Here is a 20,675-nt window from a genome sequence, read left to right as displayed (position 1 = left end):
CCAATCATCCCATGATTCTATGATGGCTTCCATGGCACGCGAGGAGAACCGGGCGACGACGTCCACACGGATACGCACCCCCGAGGCCCCCACCCCGGCGAAGCCCGCCCCGCACGCGTGGACGACGCGGCTGCTCATCGCCGGCATCGTCCTCACCGCGCTGAACCTGCGCCCCGCCATCACCAGCCTCGGCGCCCTGCTCGAAGAGGTCCGCGACGCGCTCGGCATGAGCGGCAGCGTCGCCGGACTGCTGACCTCCGTGCCCCCGCTCTGCTTCGCCGTCTTCGGCGTCACCGCGCCCCGGCTGGCCCGCCGCTTCGGGCCCGCCGCCGTGGTCTGCGCGGGCATGGTCGCCATCGCAGCCGGCCTGCTGATCCGGCCCTTCACCGGCGGCACCGCCGGATTCCTGGCCGCCAGCGCCCTCACCCTCATGGGCATCGCCGTCAGCAACGTCCTGATGCCCGTCATCGTCAAGCGCTGGTTCCCCGACCGGGTCGGCTCCATGACCGGCCTGTACTCCATGGCCCTCGCCCTCGGCACCGCCTCCGCCGCCGCCGTCACGGTCCCCATGACCGAGGCCCTGGGCGGCAGTTGGCAGACCGGACTCGCCGTATGGGGCGGCCTCGGCGCGGCCGCAGTCCTGCCCTGGGTGCCCTTCGTGCGGGACCGGGGTGCGACGACGGCGCAGGACACCCACGCGCGGGTGGACGAGCGGGGCACGGCACCCGCGCGGGACGCGCACGCGCGCGTGGACGCCCCCCGGCTGCGTGTCACCCGCAGCCGCACCGCCTGGGCCCTCGCCGTCTACTTCGGCCTCCAGGCCACCGGCGCCTACATCACCATGGGCTGGATGGCGCAGATCTTCCGGGACTCCGGCGTGCACGCCGGCACGGCCGGGCTGCTGCTCGCCGTCACCATGGTCATGGGCGTGCCCCTGGCCTTCGTCATTCCGCGCCTCGCCACCCGGCTCCCCCACCAGGGCCCCATCGTGCTCGCGCTCGGCGTCTGCGGCCTCGCCGGCTACGCCGGGCTCTACCTCGCGCCCGCCGGCGGCTCCTGGCTCTGGGCCCTGCTGCTCGGCATCTCGAACTGCTCGTTCCCGCTGGCCCTGACCATGGTCGGCATGCGGGCCAGGACCAGCGCGGGCGTCGCCCAGCTGTCCGGCTTCGCCCAGAGCACCGGCTATCTGATCTCCATCCCCGGGCCGCTCCTGGTGGGCGTCCTCTACCAGCACAGCGGCGGCTGGGGCCTGCCCATCGCCCTGATGGCCGGTCTCATGATCCCGCAGATGGCCGTGGGCGTCCTGGCCGGACGCGACCGTACGGTGGAGGACGAGGCGACGCGCTGATCGCACCCCCGCCGGGGCCCGTGCGGCCGGGGGTGCGAGACTGGGCGTATGCCCGTGCTCGACCCGAACCCCCAGAACGGCCAGAAGAAGCTGCTGCTCGTCTTCGGCGCGTTCCTCGCCATCTTCGTGATCATCGGAATCATTGCGACGATCGCCGCCCCCTGACCCGGCCGCCCCGCCGGGCACCATCCGCCCCCCGGCAGCCCCGGGGGTGGGGCCAGCCCCCGCATCCCCTAGGGGGTGAGTGTCAGGGTCAACTGGGTGGATCACCGGATGGGTTGACTGCCCCACGCTCCGTACCTTCGAGATGTGCCCGCTTCGAGGCGGCCACAAAGGCTCGAGGACCCACGGAGGCAGCATGTCGGCCCGCACGCACACCCCGCACCGGCCGGCGTCCACGGGCCGTGCCGACACCCGGCTGCCCTGGTGGGCCCTCGCCCTGCCGGCGCTCGCCTTCGTGACGCTCCTGCTGCTCATCCTGAACCCGTCCGAGGCGCAGGCCGCCCCCACCGAGCCCGGGATCAGCCTGCTCCTGGAGCGCGTACAGCAGCTGGTCACCCGCTGAGCACACCCGAAGGGGCCGGTCAACTCCCTGCGCCCCGTGGCCTGTTTCATGCGAAGCTGGATGTCATGAGCGTCGCAGAACCCCGCAGGATTGTCATCTTCCGGCATGCGAAAGCCGACTGGCCCCAGGTGACGGACCACGAGCGTCCCCTCGCCGAGCGGGGCCGCATGGACGCGGCCGAGGCCGGGCGGAGGCTGGCGGACACCGCCATCCCGTTCGACCTGGCCCTGTGCTCCACCGCGGTCCGCACCCGCGAGACCTGGAAGCTCGCCGTCCATGAGTTCCAGCACCGGCCGAAAACGGTCTACGAGGAGCGGATCTACGAGGCCTCGCCCGGTGAGCTGATCGCCGTGCTCAACGAGACCCCCGACGACGTGCAGAACCTCCTTCTGATCGGCCACAACCCCGGCGCCCAGGGTCTCGCCGAGGTCCTCGCGGGCTCCGCCGAGGGCGACGCCCGTGACCGGATGGACCGCCGCGGCTTCCCCGCAGCCGCCTTCGCGGTCCTCACGTTCAGCGGCACCTGGAAGACCCTGGAGCCCGGCGTGGCCACGCTGGTCGACTACTGGGCGCCCTCCGAGTGACCGACGCGCACATGCAAGGGCCCGGCGCCGCCACGGCGCCGGGCCCTCATGCGTTTCCGCCTCCGTGGGGCGTCACTCCCCGTCGACCATGTCCGCCGCCTCGACCTCCTCGCGGGTGACGCCCAGCAGATACAGGACCGTGTCCAGGAAGGGCACGTTCACCGCCGTGTGCGCCGCCTCGCGGACCACGGGCTTGGCGTTGAAGGCGACCCCGAGGCCGGCCGCGTTCAGCATGTCCAGGTCGTTGGCGCCGTCACCGATCGCCACCGTCTGGGCCAGCGGGACGCCCGCCTCCGCCGCGAACCGGCGCAGCAGCCGCGCCTTGCCCGCACGGTCCACGATCTCGCCCGTGACCCGGCCCGTGAGCCGGCCGTCGACGATCTCCAGCGTGTTCGCCTGGGCGAAGTCGAGCCCCAGGCGCTCCTTCAGATCATCCGTGACCTGGGTGAACCCGCCCGACACCACGCCCACTTGGTAACCGAGCCGCTTCAGGGTCCGGATCAGCGTACGGGCGCCCGGCGTCAGCCGCACCTCGCTGCGCACCTTGTCGACCACCGAGGCGTCCAGCCCCTCCAGCAGCGCCACGCGCGCGTGCAGCGACTGCTCGAAGTCCAGCTCCCCGCGCATCGCGGCGGCCGTGACCTCGGCGACCTTGTCCTCACAGCCGGCGTGCGCCGCGAACAGCTCGATGACCTCGTCCTGGATCAGCGTCGAGTCGACGTCCATGACGACCAGGCGCTGGGCCCGGCGGTGCAGGCCCGCCGCGACCACGGCGATGTCGACGCCGAGGGCCGCCGCGTCCGGCGCCAGCGCGGTGCGCAGCGGCTCGGTCTCGGCACCGGAGACCGCGAACTCCACGGCCGTCACGGGGTACTTGGCGAGCCGGAAGATACGGTCGATGTTGGCGCCGGAGCCGGTGATCCGGGAGGCGATCGCGGCGGTCGCCTCCGCGGTGAGCGGGTGCCCGAGCACGGTCACCAGGGAGCGTCCGACGCCTCGCGGACGGTTGTCGCCCAGGCCGGAGATGATCTCCGCCTGCATCTTCATCGACTCCGCCCAGCTGTGGACGGTCGCCCGCAGATCCCCCTCGAGCCCGGCCGGCGGCTCGGTCACGAGCGCGCACAGGGTGATCCGGCCACGGGTGACGACCTGCTCGATGTCGACCACGTCGACCGCGTAGGCGGCCAGCGTGTCGAAGAGTCCGGCCGTGATGCCCGGCCTGTCCTTCCCGAAGATCTTGACGAGAAGGGTGGGGAGGTCTGAGGTCTGCGAAGCGCTCATGGTCCCTCCACCGTATCCGGCACCCCGTGCCTCCCGCCCCCGAGGTCCGCCTGCCGGACACCGGACTCCGGCCCCGGCCCGGCCGGCGCCAACCTCGCGTCCTGCTTCCGCCTGCCTCCAGCCACCCCGGGATGCGTCCCTCTCGCCCGGACCGGAAAGCACCCCGCCCAGAGGCTGTACGTCCCCGGGCCCGGACCAGCAGCGGCGTGCCGCCCCTACCGCCTGCCCCCAGGCGTCCCCGGCGGTGGCGGAGGAGGCGGAGGTCCGTCCTCCGTGCCGGGGGAGCGGCGGCGTGGTGGCTCGATGGGGCGTACGACCGTGGGGGCGCCGTACACGTCCCCGTCCCGGGGAGGCGGAGGCTGCGGGGGCCCGGCGCCCTCGGGATTCCGCGCCCTGTCGGACGCCCCCGCGCCCCCCTGCGCCTCCGTGCGTCCGGAGGACTCGGGCTGTGCCTGCTGTCCGGACGGCCCGGCACCCGGCGGGCGCGCGTCCTCGGGCTCCCGCAGCTCCTCCGGCACCCGCAGATACGGGTTCGTCGCCGGGTTGGGTGGCCGGTACGGGGTGCCGGGCCGGTACGGCCCGTTCTCGTACGAGGCCCCCGCGTCGGCCTCCGCGTCGACCCCCATGCCCGCCAGGGCCAGCCGCGCCGCCCGCACTCCCGCCGCCCCCGACAGCCGCGCCGCCAGCGCTCCCACCGCACCCGCCCCGGCGCCCCACGCGGCCCCCAGTAGCAGGGCCATGGCCAGGCTGCCCCGCAGCTCCACGCTCGCGCCGAACGCGTCGAAGCCCAGGACCGACAGGGAGGCGTCCGCGGACACCGCGGTGAGCCGCACCAGCAGGGCCAGCGCCAACGCCGTCACGGTCCCCAGCCGCAGCGCACAGCGCCCGGCGAACCGCAAAGCCCCCGGATCCCGTACGCCTCCGGGCCCCGCCACCGAGGGCCCGGCGAACCCCAGAGCCCCCGGACCCTGTACGCCCCCGGCACCCGCCACGGGCCGCCCGGCGGACCGAGAAGCCCCCGGCTCCGGTGCGCCCCCGGCACCCGCCCCCGGGTGCCCAGCGAACCTCAGAGCCCCCGGATCCCGTGCGCCCTCCGCACCCGCCACCGACTGCCGCCCGGCGAACCGTCCAGCCCCCCGCTCCCATCCGCCCCCGCGTCCCGCCACCGGCGTCCGCACAGCCGTAAGCACGCCCGCCAGCAGCATCATCAAGGCCGCCGCCACCCCCAGCAGCCACACCCGGCCGTCCAGTTCCGCGAGGCGGGGCAGCGTCACGGAGTGGTCGCTGCCGTCGGTCAGGAGGTCGTCCAGGGGGTCGGGGAGCAGGCGGGTCAGAGGGCCCGTCGCGCGGCCGTCGAACGGGACGAACAGGCCGATCGGCACGCCGAGCCACACCCCGTTCGGGGCGCCGAGCAGCGCCGCCCCCGCGATCCGCTTCGGGTGGTCGTCGCCGACCGCCGCCCAGGCCGCCGCGGCGAACCCGGCGGCGACCGCGACCAGCAGAACCGTCACGAGGGCGGACACCGCGGGCCGTACGACCCGGTGCACGGCGTCCCAGCCGCGCGGCAGCGGCGTCCGGCGTGAGGCCAGCAGGGCGATCAGGAGGACCCCGACGCACCAGACCAGTCCGCCGAGCAGGGTCGGAGCCGTGTCCACCGTGAAGCCGACCGCGGCCTCCGCGCCGACCAGGTCGCCGATCCGGTCGGGCAACAGCCCCCCGATGTCCCCGAGCCCCGGCACCTCGACGCCCCCGCCGGCGCCCGGCACGTCGTCGAGGCCCAGCGCACCGCCGTCGATCGTGACGACGTCGTGCCCGGCCCAGGCCAGCCCGCCCAGCATCGCCACGAACAGGGCGACCACCGTGCCCGCGCGCGCGAGGAGTTCGGACGGCGCGATCACATCCCCCGCCGTCCGCAGCGACCGCAGGAACAGCCACGCCAGCAGCAGCGCGCCGACCAGCCCCACCCCCAGGGGCGTGACGTCGATGGCCGTGGCCGCCTCCGCGCCGGTCAGCCCGAACGCGGACACGTCCCCGGACGGCGTGACCGAACCGCCCACCCCGAGCGCCACCACCGCCGCGGACATCGGCCCCAGCGCGGCCGTCTCGTCCGCGCCCAGCAGATGCAGCCCCAGGGCGGCCGTACCCGCCATCCCGATCAGCGCCCAGCTCACGGCAACGACCGCGGACAGCAGGACGTCGACCCACGGCGGCCCGGCGCCCCGCCCCGAGTCCCCGGCGTTCTTGGACGCGCCCATGGCAGACCCCCCGATCCGCTGCGCGGTCGTTCGCCGCGCATGTCCCCCTCGCGTGGATTACCACTCTCCGGACTGATTTCCACCCCGTCAACGGAACCGGCGGAACCGTATACGCGTGCTCCTCACAAGGTCCGACTTTCGGTCAGGGGGCGGAGCCTGAAATAGTTCCCGACGATGTTCGACATCCCTAGACTCCCTGTGATGGGGGTAACTCGGGGGACTACTCAGTGGGGCATGGAGTGCCGGAACTCGTACTGGAATTGAATGGACGGACCTGGACGCTCGACGCGTCCAGGTCCTACACCCTGGGACGCGATCCCCAGGGAGACATCGTGCTCGACGACGCCAGGGTCTCCTGGCGTCATGCCACGATCAGCTGGAGCGGCCGCAGTTGGGTCATCGAGGACCACGGCAGCACCAACGGCACGTTCGTGCAGGGTCATCGGATCCACCACCTGGAGATCGGCCCCGGTTCGGCCGTCCATCTGGGCAACGCGACCGACGGACCGCGTCTGAACGTCTCCGGCGCCGCGGCCTCCGCCGCCCCGCAGCAGGCACAGCCGCAGCAGCAGCCGTACGCCGCACAGGGAGCGCAGGGCGGTTGGGCCCAGGCGGCGCCCGCCCAGCCGGCGCCGCAGCAGCAGGGCGGGCAGGGAGGACAGGCCGGACAGCCCGGGTGGCAGCAGCCCCAGCAGCGGGACGCGCACATCCCGCAGCAGCAGGGTGCCGGTGGTGGCGCGGGGGCGCCGCCGGTCTACGGCGACCGCAGCCCGACCACGTTCCACCAGTTCTCCGTCGGCCGCGTGATGCGCATCGGCCGTGCGCTGGAGAACGAACTGGTCGTCTCCGACCTCCAGGTCTCCCGGCACCACGCCGAGTTCCACTCGACGCCCGACGGCCGGATGGAGATCCGTGACCTCGGCTCCCACAACGGCACCTACGTCAACGGTCAGCCGATCGCCAAGGGCGGCTCGCAGCTGCTCGGCCCCACCGACATCGTCGGCGTCGGCCACTCCACGTTCCGTATCGTCGGCGACCGGCTCGAGGAGTTCGTCGACACCGGTGAGGTCTCGTTCTCGGCCCGCCATCTGACCGTCACGGTCGACGGCGGCAAGCAGATCCTCAAGGACGTCTCCTTCGGCGTCCCCGAGAAGTCCCTCGTCGCGGTCATCGGCCCGTCCGGCTCCGGCAAGTCGACGCTGCTCAAGGCGCTCACCGGCTACCGGCCCGCGAACCAGGGCGACGTCCTCTACGACAACCGCAACCTCTACAAGCAGTTCGCCGAGCTGCGCCAGCGCATCGGTCTGGTCCCGCAGGACGACATCCTGCACAAGGAGCTGACCGTCAAGAAGGCCCTCAAGTACGCGGCCAAGCTGCGCTTCCCGGCCGACACCACGGCCGCCGAGCGCGAGGCCCGGATCGACGAGGTGCTGCGCGAGCTGAAGCTGGACATCCACAAGGAGAAGAAGGTCACCTCCCTCTCCGGCGGCCAGCGCAAGCGTGTCTCGGTGGCCCTGGAGCTGCTGACCAAGCCGTCGCTGATCTTCCTGGACGAGCCCACCTCGGGCCTCGACCCGGGCATGGACCGCGATGTGATGCAGCTGCTGCGCGGCCTCGCCGACGACGGCCGTACGGTCCTCGTGGTCACCCACTCCGTGGCCGAGCTGGCGCTGTGCGACAAGCTGCTGGTGATGGCGCCGGGCGGCGCGGTGGCCTACTTCGGCCCGCCGGAGGAGGCGCTGAACTTCTTCGGCTACGACACCTGGGCCGACGTCTTCTCCGCCTTCGAGAACTACCGCGACTACGACTGGGCGGGACGCTGGAAGGGCTCGCAGCACTACCAGATGTACGCCGCGGACATCGACGCGATAGCCCCGCAGTCCGTACAGGTGCCGCCGATGCAGGCGATGCGCCCGCCCAAGCCCCAGGGCTGGATGTCCCAGTTCGTCACGCTGGTGCGGCGCTATGTGTCGGTCATCGTGTCCGACAAGGGCTTCCTCGCGCTGATGGTGATCCTGCCGGGCGTCCTCGGCGCGGTCAGCCTGCTGATCGACTCCGGCAAGGGACTGCTGCCGAACCCGGCGAACCCGCAGACCGGCCGGATCATCCCGAACGGCACGGCCACGACCGTCCTGCTGATCCTCGCCGTGGGCGCCTGCTTCGCCGGCGCCGCCAACTCGGTGCGAGAACTGATCAAGGAACGGGTCATCTACGAGCGGGAGCGCGCGACCGGCCTGTCGCGCTCCGCGTATCTGATGTCCAAGGTCTTCGTGCTCGGTGTCATCACCGTGCTCCAGGGCCTGATGGTCGGCGTCATCGGCTTCTCCAGCCGGGAGATCCCCGAGGAGGGCCTGGTCCTGGGGAACCTGACGCTGCTCGAGCTCTCAGTGCCGATCATGGCGCTGGGCTTCACGTCGATGATGTTCGGCCTGATCATCTCGGCCCTGGTGAAGACCGCCGAGAAGACCATGCCGCTGCTGGTCATGTTCGCGATCATCCAGGTCGTGTTCACGGGCTGTCTCTTCGCCCTGAACGGATCGATCGGCGCCAACCAGATCTCGTATCTGATGCCGTCGAGGTGGGCGGTGGGCGCGGCCGGCGCCACGCTGGACTTCAACAAGATCAGCCCGCCCGACAAGGGGGAGAGCGGCGATCCGCTCTGGGAGCACACCGTCGGCGCCTGGACCATGGACATGCTGGCCCTGATCGCCCTCGGCGTGGTCTGCGGCATCTTCGTGGCCCGCTTCCTGCGGCGCCACGAGCCGGAGGTCATGCGGAAGTAGTCCGCGTACGACGGGACCGGCCTCTGCGAGGCGAAGCGCGGCACCCCCGACAGGGGTGCCGCGCTTCCACGTGTCGCTGAGACGGAGAGGTCCGCCGAGTGCCTCAGTACGCGCTGTTGACGTTGTCGATCGAACCGTAGCGGTCGGCCGCGTAGTTGGCGGCGGCGGTCAGGTTCGCGACCGGGTCGTACTGGCTCCATGCGGTGCCGGGGACGTGGTAGGCGTCGAAGGTCGGCTTGATGACCTGGAGCAGACCGATCGACGGGACGCCGTTGCGGGCGTTGATGTCCCAGTTGTTGATGGCGTTCGGGTTGCCCGAGGACTCACGCATGATGTTCTTGTGCAGGCCGTGGTAGGTGCCCGGGATGTCGTGCTTCTTCATGATGTCCAGGGCCTCACGGATCCAGCCGTCGAGGTTGTTCGGGTAGGTCTTGGCGGCGACCTGCTTGACCTCGACCCGCTTGGCGGACCGGCTCGCGGCCTCCTTCGCCTTGCGGTCGGCCTCCGCCTTCTTCGCGGCGGCGGCCTTCTTGGCGGCGTCGGCCTTCTTCTTGGCCGCGCTGTCGGCGGCGGCCTTCTTCTTCGCTGCCGCGTCCGCCGCGGCCTTCTTCGCGGCGATCTCCTGCGCCTTCACCGACTTCGAGGCGAGCTGGTCGGTGACCTGGCCCTTGACGTCCTTGATCTGCTCGTTGCTGTACGCGACCTTGCCCGTGGGGGCTTCGGCCGTGTTCGAGCCGGCGTTGCCGGGGACGGCGGCGGAGACGGCGATGGCGGCGGCACCGAGCGTGGTGACTCCGGCCATGGCGATCTTGTGGCGCTTGGTGATCGGGCGACTGAGGATGCGGTTCTTGGTGTTCTTGAGCATGGCAGTGGGGACCTCTCTGAGTTGCGGGAGGTCGCTCGCTGTCCGGCGGGGACACGGGTGCTTCCTGCACAAACGCCGCGGGCTGACCCGCGGCGCTGAGCGACGAGAGCAATTCTTAGCGGCCGCAAAATGCCGTGGCAAAGGTGTGACCTACGATCCCCGATAGGAGACCCAGGAAGGGCAAAATAGGACAGACGGGACTGTATGGGCCGCTCAAAAGGGACACAGCCACCTACTACGGACTTTCGTACGTGACGTGGACCCTATGCGCGGGCTCACACCACCACGGCTCCCGTCTTACGCGCAGTTGCTGACGCAACGCTCTGCGTGAGGCCCTTCCGGGGGCAGCACGAGATGGACGTCCCCGAACTCGTGCCACAGGTATCGCCCGTGCAGCGCCTGGGCGTAACCCCGCTCCACCGCCGCCCACCCCGCGACGGCCTCCAGCATCAGCAGATGCGACGCCTCCGGCTCGTGCAGCCCGGTCAGCGGGCCGTCCACCACCCGCACCCCCCGCTCCGGGGTGATGACGAGATCCGTCCACCCCTCCCGCGCGCGGACGACACCGTCGGCGTCCACCGCCGACTCCACGGCCCGCACGGCCGTCGTCCCGACCGCGACGACCCGCCCGCCCGCCGCCCGCGCCGCACGGATCAGCCGCGCCGAGACCTCCGGCACCCGGAACCGCTCCGGATACGGCGGCTCGTGCGCCTCCGCCGACGCCACCCCCGTGTGCAGCTCGATCGGCGCGAACTGCACCCCCCGGCTCACCAGCTCCGTCACCATCCGCACCGTGAAGGGACGCGCAGCACTCGGCATCTCCGCACTGCCCGCCCCGTCGGCCGACGGCAGCGCGAACACGGTCCGGTACACGGACAGCGGCTGATCCCGCGCCGTGTAGGAGTACCGGATGGGCCGCCCGTGGGCCCGCATCACGCCCAGGACCCGCCCCGGCCCGGCGGGCGCCGGCCCCGAGCCCCCGTCGTCCACGAGCGGCCGGGCCCACCACAGGCGCCCGCCCGCCCGGTCCAGCGGCTCCTCCAGCAGCAGCCGCAGGCCGCCGGGCAGACTCACCTCCGTCCCCGCGGGCCCGCCCGCACGCGCGCGCGTGGTCCCCCGCCCGTCGGGATCCCGCAGCTCGACCGCCCAGCGCCCGTCGTCCCCGCGCGTGGAGAAGTGCACCACCACGCGCGCGTGCCCGACCGCCCCGTCCACCGCGGCGGGCAGCGTCTCCGACGTGTTGACGACCAGCACGTCCCCCGCCCGCAGGAGCCCCGGCAGCTCGCGGAACCCGTGATGGGTCACCTCCGTCCCCCGCGACACCAGCAGCCGTACGGCGTCCCGGTCCAGCCCCGGCCCCCGCTGCTCGGCCGGCACCCGCGCCGAGAGCTCCGGCGGCACCCGCACCGCGACCCTCATCACCGTCCCTCCGGCAGGCCGGAGGCCGCGTACCGCCCCGAGGCCGGACGCTCGTCCAGCAGCCGCAGGAACGCCGGCACCGCCGCCGCCGGCTCGGGCCGTGGCCCGTCGTCGTCCGGTACGGCCGCCGCGTACAGGTCCGTGGCCATGTCCCCGGGGTCCACCGCCCACACCCGCAGCCCAGGCTCCTCCGCCGCGAGCACCGCCGCCAGCTGGTCCAGCGCGGCCTTCGACGCCCCGTACCCGCCCCACGCCCCGTAGGCCTCGACGGCCGCGTCCGAGCTCACCGTGATCACCGCGCCCGCCGCCGACGCCCGCAGCAGCGGCAGCGCCTCCTGGACCAGGCCCAGCGCGGCGACCACGTTCACCTCCAGCGCCCGCCGCAGCCCGTCCACCGGCAGCGCGTCCAGCCGTACGAGGGGCTCCGCGCCCAGCGCGCTGGCGTTGCTCACCAGCAGATCGACACCGCCCAGCCGCCAGGCGGCCTCCGCCAGCGCGGCCCGGTGCTCGGCCCGCGTCACGTCCCCCGGCACGGCCGCCACGCGCGTGCCGTACCGCCGCAGCGCCTCAGCCGTCCGCTCCAGCGCCCCGGCCGTCCGCGCGTCCAGGACCAGATCCCACCCCCGTCCGGCCAGCCCCTCGGCCAACGCCCGGCCCAGCCCCTTCGAGGCCCCCGTGATGATCGCAACCGGCATGACAACCGTCCCCTCGTCCCGGTCCGCCGCGGATCCGGCGGTGCCCACACGCTAGGAACGGGCCCGCCCCGGCCGCCTCGGCCGCGAGCCGCAACCGCCGGGGCCGTTCGCCCTACGCCCCACGCCCGGGGGACCGAAGACCTAGGTCCGCCGCCCTACGAAGGGCCGTCACGGGGTCCGATCCCCGTGTCACACCCCGCCGGTACCGTGAGGACATGAGTCAAGGCCCCCGGTCCGGCCTCGCCGCGGTCAGCTCCGCGCTGCTGGCCATGAGCAGGCATCTGGAAGTGCGGGACGTCCTCAAGACGATCGTCGCCTCCGCCCGCGAGCTGCTCGACGCGCAGTACGCCGCGCTCGGCGTCCCGGACGACCACGGCGGCTTCGCCCAGTTCGTCGTGGACGGTGTCAGCGACGAGCAGTGGAAGGCCATCGGCCCCCTGCCCCGCCAGCACGGCATCCTCGCCGCCATGCTCGAGGACGCCAAGGTCGAGCGCCTCGCGGACGTCCGCAAGGACCCCCGCTTCGAGGGCTGGCCCTCGGCCCACCCCGACATGTCCGACTTCCTCGGCCTGCCCATCCGCGACGGCGACGAGGTCATCGGCGCGCTCTTCCTCGCCAACAAGAACTGCCCGAAGGAGTACGGCGGCTGCGGCTTCACCGCCGACGACGAGGAACTGCTCGCCATCCTCGCCCAGCACGCGGCGATCGCCCTCACCAACGCCCGCCTCTACGAGCGCAGCCGCGAGCTGACCATCGCCGAGGAGCGCTCCCGGCTCGCCCACGAACTGCACGACGCCGTCAGCCAGAAGCTGTTCTCCCTGCGGCTGACCGCCCAGGCCGCCACCGCACTCGTCGACCGCGACCCGGCCCGCGCCAAGGGCGAACTCCACCAGGTCGCCGCCCTCGCCGCCGAGGCCGCCGACGAGCTGCGCGCCGCCGTCGTCGAGCTGCGCCCCGCGGCCCTCGACGAGGACGGCCTCGTCGCCACCCTGCGCACCCAGATCCAGGTCCTCGACCGCGCCCACAGCGCGCGCGTGACCTTCGCCGGCCGCGGGGTGAAGGCCCTGCCCGCCGCCCAGGAGGAGGCCCTGCTGCGCGTCGCCCAGGAGGCCCTGCACAACGCGCTGCGGCACTCCGGCGCCGAGCACGTCGACGTGACGCTCGACCGGCGCGGCGCCGGAGCCGTGCTGCGCGTCACGGACGACGGCGGCGGCTTCGACCCGAGGACCGTGCGCCGCGCAGGGCGCCATCTGGGCCTGGTCTCCATGCGGGACCGGGCGAGCGGCGTCGGCGGCACGCTGACCGTGGAGTCGGAGCCCGACAAGGGCACCACGATCGAGATGGAGGTCCCCGGTGGCTGACGCAATCAGGGTGCTGCTCGTCGACGACCACCAGGTCGTCCGCCGGGGCCTGCGCACCTTCCTGGAGATCCAGGACGACATCGAGGTGGTCGGGGAGGCCGCCGACGGCGCCGAGGGCGTGGACCGCGCCGAGGAACTGCGGCCGGACGTCGTCCTCATGGACGTCAAGATGCCGGGCATGGACGGCGTCGACGCGCTGCGCCGGCTGCGCGAGCTCGACAACCCCGCGCGCGTGCTCATCGTGACCAGCTTCACCGAGCAGCGCACGGTGATCCCGGCCCTGCGCGCGGGCGCCGCCGGATACGTCTACAAGGACGTCGACCCGGACGCGCTCGCCGGGGCCATCCGCTCGGTGCACGCCGGGCACGTCCTGCTCCAGCCGGAGGTCGCCAGCGCCCTGCTCTCCCAGGAGGAGGCCGGCGGGGGACAGGGACGGGCGGGGTCGCTGACCGAACGGGAGCGCGAGGTGCTCGGGCTGATCGCGGACGGCCGGTCGAACCGCGAGATAGCACGGGCGCTGGTCCTGTCGGAGAAGACCGTCAAGACGCACGTCTCCAACATCCTCATGAAGCTCGACCTCGCCGACCGCACCCAGGCCGCCCTGTGGGCCGTACGCCATGGCGTGACCGGCTGAAACGCTCTGCGCAGGGGGTCACGCAGGGCGATCCGGAAGCTTCCCCTCCGGACTGAGATTCATACCGTCGTGGGAATGTCCCCCGGATGGCCGCATCCTTCCCGGAGCTCCGGCGTTCTCCAGTGCGTGCTGCGGCGACTGCCGCGGCGATCGCTAGGAGGGCTTGAAAGTGAAGAACCTGAAGAAGGCAGCGGCCGTGACGATGGTGGCGGGTGGCCTGCTGGCCGCCGGTACCGGAATGGCCTCCGCCACCGACGCGCACGCCGAGGGCAAGGCCGTGGGCTCGCCGGGCATCGTCTCGGGCAACCTGATCCAGGCCCCGATCCACATCCCGGCCAACGTCTCGGGCAACAGCGTGAACGTCATCGGCGTCCTGAACCCGGCCTTCGGCAACCTGGCCGTCAACAAGTGACGCCTCGCCGAACCAGGCAGTGACCTCAGGCCTCCCGGGCACTCCCCCCGGGAGGCCGGTCCGCGACCGGCCGGAGGCCGGACCGCAGAGCAGGGAGGGGTGCGCCGGGCCCACGTCCGGCCCTCCCGGCACCCCTCCCGTCGGGGGCCCGCCTCAGCGGGTCTCCCGCTGCTCCACCGCCGCGTTGTACGCCGCCACCTGGGCCCGCCGGGCCACCCGCTCGACCGGCCGCAGCGCCTCCGCGCGCGCCCGCATCTCGGCGGAGCTCACCGCACCGCCGTGCCCGTTCTCCTGCGCCAGCGCGATCAGCAGGCCCACCCGGCGCGCCAGCTCCAGCACCCGGACCGCCCGCGGTGGATACCCGGGCGCCAGGATCTCCTGACCCCGCTCGGCCCGGGCCCGGTACGCGTCGATCGCCGCCTCGGCCACCGGCCCCGACGCGGCCACGTCCAGCCGCGCCAGCGCCTCGGTCGCGTCCCGCAGGCCCTCCGCCAGTTCCCGCTCGGCTTCGCCCAGCGACGGCACATCGGCGGGCGGCGCCTCCCGCACCGGCAGGACGTGCCAGACGACCTCCGCATGCACATCGCCCTCGGGCCCGGCCTCGTACACCTCGGGCACCAGCCCGAAGGCCGCCCCGTGGCAGACCACCGCCTCCTCGGCCTCCAGGGCCCGCGCGTTGAACTCCGGCGGCCCGCTCAGCCCCAGCGGATGCCCCGGCGCGGGCAGCGCCACCCGGAGACCGGCGACCCCGAGCCTGCGCAGCCGGCCCAGGGCCAGCGTCAGACCGACGGGCGCCGACTCGCCGGGCAGCCCCTCCACCCGGTGCACGGCGTCGTCCCCGACGATGTGGAGCACAGCGTCATCCGGTGAGACAAGTCCGGCCAAAAGGGCATTTCCCCAAGCGGCAAGGCGTCCTGAACGTGGTTCCGAGAGCATGCCACCACCCTAAGGACCGACCGATGGAAGGATGGGCCGGACCGGTGGCGTAGATTTCCTGGAGGGGCTGCGCCCACAGGCGCACGCGACCACCGAGACGCCGAGACCGGTCACAGCAAGGGGAGACAACGCGCTCATGAGCGATGTTCTGGAGCTTCAGGACGTAACCGTGGTCCGTGAGGGCCGGGCTCTCGTGGATCAGGTCTCCTGGTCGGTCAAGGAGGGCGAGCGCTGGGTCATCCTCGGCCCGAACGGCGCCGGCAAGACCACCCTCCTGAACGTCGCCTCCAGCTACCTCTACCCGACCAAGGGCACCGCCACGATCCTCGGCGAGACCCTCGGCAGGCCGGGAACCGACGTCTTCGAGCTGCGCCCCCGTATCGGCGTCGCGGGCATCGCCCTGGCCGAGAAGCTCCCCAAGCGCCAGACCGTCCTGCAGACGGTGCTGACCGCCGCGTACGGAATGACCGCCACCTGGAACGAGGACTACGAGGAGGTCGACGAGCAGCGGGCCCGCGCCTTCCTCGACCGCCTCGGCATGACCGAGTTCAGCGACCGGAAGTTCGGCACGCTCTCCGAGGGCGAGCGCAAGCGCACCCTCATCGCCCGCGCCCTCATGGCCGACCCCGAGCTGCTCCTCCTCGACGAGCCCGCCGCCGGACTCGACCTCGGCGGCCGTGAGGACCTCGTCCGCCGCCTCGGCCGGCTGGCCCGCGACCCGATCGCGCCCTCGATGCTCATGGTCACCCACCACGTCGAGGAGATCCCGCCGGGCTTCACCCACGTCCTGATGATCCGTCAGGGCAAGGTGCTCGCCGCCGGCCCCATGGAGCTCGAGCTCACCTCCCGCAACCTCTCCCTCTGCTTCGGCCTCCCGCTCGTCGTCGAACAGGTCGGCGACCGCTGGACGGCCCAGGGCCTTCCCCTCGCCTGACCTCGCGTTCGCACGACCGGCGCCCTGTCCGTGACAGGGCCCCCGGCCCTACCATGACCATGTGGAAATCGACGCGTGGGTATGGTGGTTGGTCGGCGCGACAGCGCTCGGCATCGGGCTCGTCATCACCGCGATGCCCGAACTCGGCATGCTGGCGGTGGGGGCCGTCGCGGCCGCCCTGGTGGCCGGATTCTTCGACGGTGACGCCGTCGCGCAGGTCGTCTCCTTCGTCGTCGTGTCCACCGCGCTCATCGCCGTCGTCCGGCCCATCGCGAACAGACACCGCGCACAACGACCCCAACTCGCCACAGGCATCGACGCGTTGAAGGGCAAGCAGGCGGTCGTGCTGGAGCGCGTCGACGCCTCCGGCGGACGGATCAAGCTCGCCGGCGAGGTCTGGTCGGCCCGCGCGCTCGACACCGGCCGCACCTACGAAGTGGGCCAGGAAGTCGACGTCGTGGACATCGAGGGGGCCACGGCCATCGTCATGTGACCTCGTACGACATAAGTGGCGCGAAGCCCTCACGGGGCACGCGACGGTCTGTCAGACTCGTCATCAAGATCTTCAACAAGTCTGAGATCTTCCGAAGTTGGCGTAGTTGCCGCAGTGGAGAAGGGGTACGGGGAAACGACGATGGAACCGGTCATCATCGTTCTGGTCATCCTGGTGGTGTTGGTCTTCATCGCCCTGATCAAGACGATCCAGGTCATCCCGCAGGCGAGCGCGGCCATCGTCGAGCGCTTCGGCCGTTACACGCGGACACTCAACGCGGGCCTCAACATCGTGGTCCCGTTCATCGACACGATCCGCAACCGCATCGACCTGCGCGAGCAGGTCGTGCCGTTCCCGCCGCAGCCGGTGATCACCCAGGACAACCTGGTCGTGAACATCGACACCGTCATCTACTACCAGGTGACCGACGCCCGGGCCGCCACCTACGAGGTCGCCAGCTACATCCAGGCCATCGAGCAGCTCACCGTCACCACGCTCCGCAACATCATCGGTGGCATGGACCTGGAGCGCACCCTGACCTCCCGCGAGGAGATCAACGCGGCCCTGCGCGGCGTCCTCGACGAGGCCACCGGCAAGTGGGGCATCCGCGTCAACCGCGTCGAGCTCAAGGCGATCGAGCCGCCCACCTCCATCCAGGACTCGATGGAGAAGCAGATGCGCGCCGACCGTGACAAGCGCGCCGCGATCCTCACCGCCGAAGGTACGCGCCAGGCCGCCATCCTCACCGCCGAGGGTGAGAAGCAGTCCCAGATCCTGCGCGCCGAGGGTGAGGCCAAGGCCGCGGCCCTGCGCGCGGAGGGCGAGGCCCAGGCGGTCCGTACGGTCTTCGAGGCCATCCACGCCGGCGACCCCGACCAGAAGCTGCTCTCCTACCAGTACCTCCAGATGCTGCCGAAGATCGCCGAAGGCGACGCCAACAAGCTCTGGATCGTCCCCAGCGAGATCGGCGACGCCCTCAAGGGCCTGTCGGGCGCCATGGGCAACTTCGGCAACCTGGGCGGCGGCGGATCCACGGGTGTCCCCGGCCAGGCGACGGAACGCCGAGAGAAGCCGTCGATCGACTGAGGGTTTCGCCGGTACGGCAAAGGGGCCCGACTTCCTCAGGAAGCCGGGCCCCTTTGCCGCCCAGAGCAAACGGTGATGGGTTACGCCGCGTCCATCCCCAGCCAGTCCGGCAGAGCCGCGAACTCGTCGGCCCCCAGCGCGAGCAACATCGCATCGGCGGGAGTCGGCTCGAACGGCTCCCGCAGCAACGGCATCCCCGCCTGCTCCGGCGTCCGGTCCGCCTTGCGGTGATTGTCCTCCGCGCACGACGCGACCGTGTTCAGCCAGGTGTCCTGACCCCCGTGCGACCGCGGCACCACATGGTCCACGGTCGTGGCCCTGCGCCCGCAGTACGCGCACCGGTGCCGGTCCCTGACCAGCACACCCCGCCTCGACCACGGCGCTTGTCTTCGGAACGGCACCCTCACATACCGGCAGAGCCTGATCACCCGCGGCGCCGGTATGTCCACCGCGGCGCCGCGCATGCGCAGTTCGGGGTGGGCCTGCTCGACGACGGCCTTGTCCTGGAGCACCAGAACGACGGCTCGGTTCAACGTCACCGTCGACAGCGGCTCGAAGCTCGCGTTCAGTACCAGCGTGTCCCGCATCGCAGCCCACCTCCCGTGCACAGTGCCCACCCCCTGGCGGGCTGGGATCAACTCTGGCCGGGCACGCCGAGATGGACAACGAAATAAAAAGTGCCCGCCCCCGATCACTTCCATCACCGGGGGCGGGCAAACGTTCCATGAACGTCAGGATTACGCGGGCACCTCGTACTCGGCGATCAGGTGCGCACGCGCGAGCGTGTGGAACCGCAGATTGAACCCGACGACGGCAGGGCTGGCGTCCGAGTCCGGACCGAGCTTCTCCTGGTCCACGGCGTACACCGTGAACACATACCGGTGCGGCCCGTCCCCGGGCGGCGGCGCGGCCCCACCGAAGTCCTTCGACCCGTAGTCGTTCCGCGCGTGCACGGCACCCTCCGGCAGCCCCTCGAAGGAGCCGCCGCCCGCACCTGCGGGCAGCTCGGTCACCGACGCCGGGATGTCGAAGAGCACCCAGTGCCAGAACCCGCTCCCCGTGGGGGCGTCCGGGTCGTAGCAGGTCACGGCGAAGCTCTTGGTGCCCTCCGGGAAGCCCTCCCAGCGCAGCTGCGGCGAGGTGTTGCCCGCCGCGTGCACCTGGGCGTCCTTCAGGGTCCCGCCGTCCTGGACGTCCTCACTCGTGACCGTGAAGGACGGCACGGGCGGATGGAAGTCGTGGGGGAGCGGCCGCCGTTTGAGCTCGGACACTTCGATACCTCCTGACGAAACAGTGGAATCAGCAGTTCCGAGCCTAGAACCAGTTGCGCTTGCTGCCGACCTCGGACAGCCACTGGTTGAGGTACGCCGCCCAGTCGGTCGTGTGGAAGTCGTTCAGACCCACCTGGAAGGAACGGAAGGTGTCGCTGCCCTCGCTGAACAGCCCCGGCTTCTTGTCCATCTCCAGCACGACGTCCATCGCGTTCGCGTCCGCCACGAAGCTCAGCTCGACCTGGTTCAGACCGCGGTACTGCTGCGGCGGCAGGAACTCGATCTCCTGGTAGAACGGCAGCTTCTGGCGCGTACCGCGGATGTGACCGCGCTCCATGTCGGCGTTCTTGAAGCGGAAGCCGAGCTGGATGAAGGCGTCGAGCAGCGCCTTCTGCGCGGGCAGCGGGTGCACGTTGACCGGGTCCAGGTCACTGGAGTCCACGGCACGCGCGATCGCCAGCTCCGTCGACACACCGATGTTCATACCGCGCAGCGCCTGCCCGTCGATCATGGTGATCGGCGTCTCCCACGGGATCTCCAGCCCGAACGGCACCGCGTGCACCGCACCGGCCTGCAGCTCGAAGGCCCCGCCCAGCCGCGCCTTCGCGAACTCGACGTCCTGCTTGAACTCGCCGTCCTGCGTCTCGACCTCGACACGGGCCTGCAGACCGACGGCCAGACCCTCGATGTCCTGGTTCACGGATCCGCCCTGAATCCGCACCTCACCCTGCACGACACCGCCCGGGACGACGTTGACCTCGGTCAGCACCGTCTCGACCGAAGCACCGCCGGCCCCCAGGCTCGCGAGCAGCTTCTTGAACGCCATGACTCTCCTCTACTCAGAGTGGATCCCCTGATCCGTACAAACGCGAATCGGCCGTGGCCGGTTCCGCGTCCCACCCTGACAAGGCGTGCGCTCCCTGACCACCCCCGACGACCACGGCGTCTCCATTACGCTCGGACGGCATGATCGTGACCACCGACCGTACGCCCCCGCCCCGGACCCGCACCGACCGGCCCGCTCCGCACGGAGCACGGCGACCGGCATGAACGTCGACGACCTGGCCCACGCCGCCGAAGCGGTCGCACCCAAGCTGCTCGGCGCCGTCCTCACCCACAAATCCGCCGAGGGCACCGTCAGCATCGCCATCACGGAGACCGAGGCGTACTCCGGCGCGGCGGACCCGGCGTCCCACGCCTACCGGGGCAGGACGGCCCGCAACACGGTCATGTTCGGCCCGGCAGGACACCTTTACGTCTACCGGTCACACGGCCTCCACTGGTGCGCGAACGTCGTCACCGGAATCGACGGCATCGCGTCCGCGGTCCTGATCCGGGCGGGCAGGGTCATCGAGGGGGAGGACCTGGCCCGCGAACGGCGCGGCCCCAAGGTCGAGGACGCCCGTCTCGCCCGGGGCCCGGGTAACTTCTGCCAGGCGCTCGGCATCACGGCGGCGCACGACGGCGCGAATCTGCTGACGGGCACATCGGTCACGCTGTCCGAGGGGGAGCCGGTGCCCGACGCGCTCGTCAGGGTCGGCCCCCGAGTCGGCGTGAGCAAGGCGCACGACTGGCAGCACCGCTTCTACGTCGCCGGCGACGTCACGGTCTCGGTGTACCGGCTGAGCCCGAGGGCCAAGCCCAGCCCGAGTTGACGCGCCTTGGCGGGACGCGTAATGTAGCCCAAGCCGCTGAAGCGGGTACTGCGAAGTCAGCAGCCGTAGCGGCCAACCCACTACCTAGTACAGCCCCT

Annotated in this window: 21 protein-coding genes; 12 read left to right on the top strand and 9 right to left on the bottom strand. The window is 71.8% G+C overall.

The window, feature by feature from the left end; translation table 11 throughout:
- The first annotated feature begins 19 nt into the window (after positions 1–19).
- From DC008_RS07255 to DC008_RS07240, 4 genes are all read left to right on the top strand, one after another.
- Complete coding sequence (locus DC008_RS07255) at positions 20–1,348, top strand: CynX/NimT family MFS transporter (protein WP_108706232.1); 1,329 nt, start codon at positions 20–22, stop codon at positions 1,346–1,348.
- Positions 1,349–1,396: 48 nt separating this feature from the next.
- Positions 1,397–1,513, top strand: a complete 117-nt coding sequence (locus DC008_RS36240) for an SGM_5486 family transporter-associated protein (RefSeq protein ID WP_108706231.1) — start codon at positions 1,397–1,399, stop codon at positions 1,511–1,513.
- 193 nt (positions 1,514–1,706) lie between these two features.
- Entirely contained in the window at positions 1,707–1,913 is a 207-nt protein-coding gene (locus DC008_RS07245; protein WP_108706230.1) for a hypothetical protein, read from the top strand.
- A gap of 65 nt (positions 1,914–1,978) precedes the next feature.
- Positions 1,979–2,497: a SixA phosphatase family protein gene (locus tag DC008_RS07240; RefSeq protein WP_108706229.1), complete on the top strand. Its 519-nt coding sequence runs from the start codon at positions 1,979–1,981 to the stop codon at positions 2,495–2,497.
- A gap of 72 nt (positions 2,498–2,569) precedes the next feature.
- Here DC008_RS07240 and serB read toward each other — a convergent pair whose 3' ends face one another.
- Both serB and DC008_RS07230 read right to left on the bottom strand, forming a co-directional pair.
- Positions 2,570–3,778, bottom strand: a complete 1,209-nt coding sequence (gene serB, locus DC008_RS07235) for a phosphoserine phosphatase SerB (protein WP_055621331.1) — start codon at positions 3,776–3,778, stop codon at positions 2,570–2,572.
- Positions 3,779–3,993: 215 nt separating this feature from the next.
- Positions 3,994–6,033, bottom strand: coding sequence for a streptophobe family protein (locus DC008_RS07230; protein WP_108706228.1), 2,040 nt, complete (start codon positions 6,031–6,033; stop codon positions 3,994–3,996).
- A gap of 227 nt (positions 6,034–6,260) precedes the next feature.
- Here DC008_RS07230 and DC008_RS07225 point away from each other — a divergent pair, with 227 nt between their 5' ends.
- Positions 6,261–8,816: an ABC transporter ATP-binding protein/permease gene (locus DC008_RS07225; protein ID WP_108706227.1), complete on the top strand. Its 2,556-nt coding sequence runs from the start codon at positions 6,261–6,263 to the stop codon at positions 8,814–8,816.
- A gap of 103 nt (positions 8,817–8,919) precedes the next feature.
- Here DC008_RS07225 and DC008_RS07220 read toward each other — a convergent pair whose 3' ends face one another.
- The 3 genes from DC008_RS07220 to DC008_RS07210 all read right to left on the bottom strand — a co-directional run bounded on the left by DC008_RS07220 (position 8,920) and on the right by DC008_RS07210 (position 11,795).
- Positions 8,920–9,681, bottom strand: coding sequence for a transglycosylase SLT domain-containing protein (locus DC008_RS07220; RefSeq protein ID WP_108706226.1), 762 nt, complete (start codon positions 9,679–9,681; stop codon positions 8,920–8,922).
- A 297-nt stretch (positions 9,682–9,978) separates the two neighbouring features.
- Entirely contained in the window at positions 9,979–11,100 is a 1,122-nt protein-coding gene (locus DC008_RS07215; RefSeq protein ID WP_108706225.1) for an S-adenosylmethionine:tRNA ribosyltransferase-isomerase, read from the bottom strand.
- Positions 11,100–11,795, bottom strand: coding sequence for an SDR family NAD(P)-dependent oxidoreductase (locus DC008_RS07210; protein ID WP_108710594.1), 696 nt, complete (start codon positions 11,793–11,795; stop codon positions 11,100–11,102). The genes DC008_RS07215 and DC008_RS07210 overlap by 1 nt, the downstream gene beginning before the upstream one ends.
- A 215-nt stretch (positions 11,796–12,010) precedes the next feature.
- Here DC008_RS07210 and DC008_RS07205 point away from each other — a divergent pair, with 215 nt between their 5' ends.
- The 3 genes from DC008_RS07205 (at position 12,011) to chpE (ending at position 14,202) form a co-directional block, all read left to right on the top strand.
- Positions 12,011–13,156 (top strand): GAF domain-containing sensor histidine kinase, encoded by a 1,146-nt coding sequence (locus tag DC008_RS07205; protein WP_108706224.1) that lies wholly within the window; start codon positions 12,011–12,013, stop codon positions 13,154–13,156.
- A complete protein-coding gene (locus DC008_RS07200; protein ID WP_108706223.1) occupies positions 13,149–13,790 on the top strand; it encodes a response regulator in 642 nt (213 codons plus the stop codon). Before DC008_RS07205 ends, DC008_RS07200 begins: the two co-directional genes overlap by 8 nt.
- 169 nt (positions 13,791–13,959) lie before the next feature.
- The gene (gene chpE, locus DC008_RS07195; RefSeq protein ID WP_055621323.1) at positions 13,960–14,202 is read left to right on the top strand and encodes a chaplin ChpE; all 243 of its coding nucleotides are present in this window, start codon (positions 13,960–13,962) and stop codon (positions 14,200–14,202) included.
- A gap of 153 nt (positions 14,203–14,355) precedes the next feature.
- Here the strand turns inward: chpE and DC008_RS07190 are convergent, their stop codons facing one another.
- Entirely contained in the window at positions 14,356–15,138 is a 783-nt protein-coding gene (locus tag DC008_RS07190; RefSeq protein ID WP_108706222.1) for a hypothetical protein, read from the bottom strand.
- A 136-nt stretch (positions 15,139–15,274) separates the two neighbouring features.
- Between DC008_RS07190 and DC008_RS07185 the strand changes: the two genes are divergently transcribed.
- The 3 genes from DC008_RS07185 to DC008_RS07175 all read left to right on the top strand — a co-directional run bounded on the left by DC008_RS07185 (position 15,275) and on the right by DC008_RS07175 (position 17,651).
- Positions 15,275–16,072: an ABC transporter ATP-binding protein gene (locus DC008_RS07185; protein ID WP_108706221.1), complete on the top strand. Its 798-nt coding sequence runs from the start codon at positions 15,275–15,277 to the stop codon at positions 16,070–16,072.
- A 61-nt stretch (positions 16,073–16,133) separates the two neighbouring features.
- Positions 16,134–16,565 (top strand): NfeD family protein, encoded by a 432-nt coding sequence (locus DC008_RS07180; RefSeq protein WP_208645822.1) that lies wholly within the window; start codon positions 16,134–16,136, stop codon positions 16,563–16,565.
- Positions 16,566–16,706: 141 nt separating this feature from the next.
- The gene (locus DC008_RS07175) at positions 16,707–17,651 is read left to right on the top strand and encodes an SPFH domain-containing protein (protein ID WP_055621319.1); all 945 of its coding nucleotides are present in this window, start codon (positions 16,707–16,709) and stop codon (positions 17,649–17,651) included.
- A gap of 80 nt (positions 17,652–17,731) precedes the next feature.
- On the opposite strand, the gene DC008_RS07170 is transcribed toward DC008_RS07175, so the two are convergent.
- The 3 genes from DC008_RS07170 to DC008_RS07160 form a co-directional block, all read right to left on the bottom strand.
- A complete protein-coding gene (locus tag DC008_RS07170; protein WP_108706219.1) occupies positions 17,732–18,238 on the bottom strand; it encodes an HNH endonuclease in 507 nt (168 codons plus the stop codon).
- A gap of 150 nt (positions 18,239–18,388) precedes the next feature.
- Positions 18,389–18,922 (bottom strand): YbhB/YbcL family Raf kinase inhibitor-like protein, encoded by a 534-nt coding sequence (locus tag DC008_RS07165; protein ID WP_108706218.1) that lies wholly within the window; start codon positions 18,920–18,922, stop codon positions 18,389–18,391.
- Positions 18,923–18,965: 43 nt separating this feature from the next.
- Positions 18,966–19,748: a sporulation protein gene (locus DC008_RS07160; RefSeq protein ID WP_108706217.1), complete on the bottom strand. Its 783-nt coding sequence runs from the start codon at positions 19,746–19,748 to the stop codon at positions 18,966–18,968.
- A gap of 220 nt (positions 19,749–19,968) precedes the next feature.
- Here DC008_RS07160 and DC008_RS07155 point away from each other — a divergent pair, with 220 nt between their 5' ends.
- On the top strand, positions 19,969–20,577 hold the full coding sequence (locus tag DC008_RS07155) for a DNA-3-methyladenine glycosylase (protein ID WP_108706216.1): 609 nt from the start codon (positions 19,969–19,971) through the stop codon (positions 20,575–20,577).
- Positions 20,578–20,675 lie beyond the last annotated feature (98 nt).

The sequence above is a fragment of the Streptomyces nigra genome, from assembly GCF_003074055.1.
Classification (GTDB): domain Bacteria; phylum Actinomycetota; class Actinomycetes; order Streptomycetales; family Streptomycetaceae; genus Streptomyces; species Streptomyces nigra.
This window is presented reverse-complemented; position numbering and strand designations above follow the sequence as displayed.

Bases quoted from the DNA above. Each gene is read 5' to 3' on its own strand.
- DC008_RS07255 (WP_108706232.1), top strand. From the start codon at position 20: ATGATGGCTTCCATGGCACGCGAGGAGAACCGGGCGACGACGTCCACA.
- DC008_RS36240 (WP_108706231.1), top strand. From the start codon at position 1,397: ATGCCCGTGCTCGACCCGAACCCCCAGAACGGCCAGAAGAAGCTGCTG.
- DC008_RS07245 (WP_108706230.1), top strand. From the start codon at position 1,707: ATGTCGGCCCGCACGCACACCCCGCACCGGCCGGCGTCCACGGGCCGT.
- DC008_RS07240 (WP_108706229.1), top strand. From the start codon at position 1,979: ATGAGCGTCGCAGAACCCCGCAGGATTGTCATCTTCCGGCATGCGAAA.
- serB (WP_055621331.1), bottom strand. From the start codon at position 3,778: ATGAGCGCTTCGCAGACCTCAGACCTCCCCACCCTTCTCGTCAAGATC.
- DC008_RS07230 (WP_108706228.1), bottom strand. From the start codon at position 6,033: ATGGGCGCGTCCAAGAACGCCGGGGACTCGGGGCGGGGCGCCGGGCCG.
- DC008_RS07220 (WP_108706226.1), bottom strand. From the start codon at position 9,681: ATGCTCAAGAACACCAAGAACCGCATCCTCAGTCGCCCGATCACCAAG.
- DC008_RS07215 (WP_108706225.1), bottom strand. From the start codon at position 11,100: ATGAGGGTCGCGGTGCGGGTGCCGCCGGAGCTCTCGGCGCGGGTGCCG.
- DC008_RS07210 (WP_108710594.1), bottom strand. From the start codon at position 11,795: ATGCCGGTTGCGATCATCACGGGGGCCTCGAAGGGGCTGGGCCGGGCG.
- DC008_RS07205 (WP_108706224.1), top strand. From the start codon at position 12,011: ATGAGTCAAGGCCCCCGGTCCGGCCTCGCCGCGGTCAGCTCCGCGCTG.
- DC008_RS07190 (WP_108706222.1), bottom strand. From the start codon at position 15,138: ATGCTCTCGGAACCACGTTCAGGACGCCTTGCCGCTTGGGGAAATGCC.
- DC008_RS07185 (WP_108706221.1), top strand. From the start codon at position 15,275: ATGAGCGATGTTCTGGAGCTTCAGGACGTAACCGTGGTCCGTGAGGGC.
- DC008_RS07175 (WP_055621319.1), top strand. From the start codon at position 16,707: ATGGAACCGGTCATCATCGTTCTGGTCATCCTGGTGGTGTTGGTCTTC.
- DC008_RS07170 (WP_108706219.1), bottom strand. From the start codon at position 18,238: ATGCGGGACACGCTGGTACTGAACGCGAGCTTCGAGCCGCTGTCGACG.
- DC008_RS07160 (WP_108706217.1), bottom strand. From the start codon at position 19,748: ATGGCGTTCAAGAAGCTGCTCGCGAGCCTGGGGGCCGGCGGTGCTTCG.
- DC008_RS07155 (WP_108706216.1), top strand. From the start codon at position 19,969: ATGAACGTCGACGACCTGGCCCACGCCGCCGAAGCGGTCGCACCCAAG.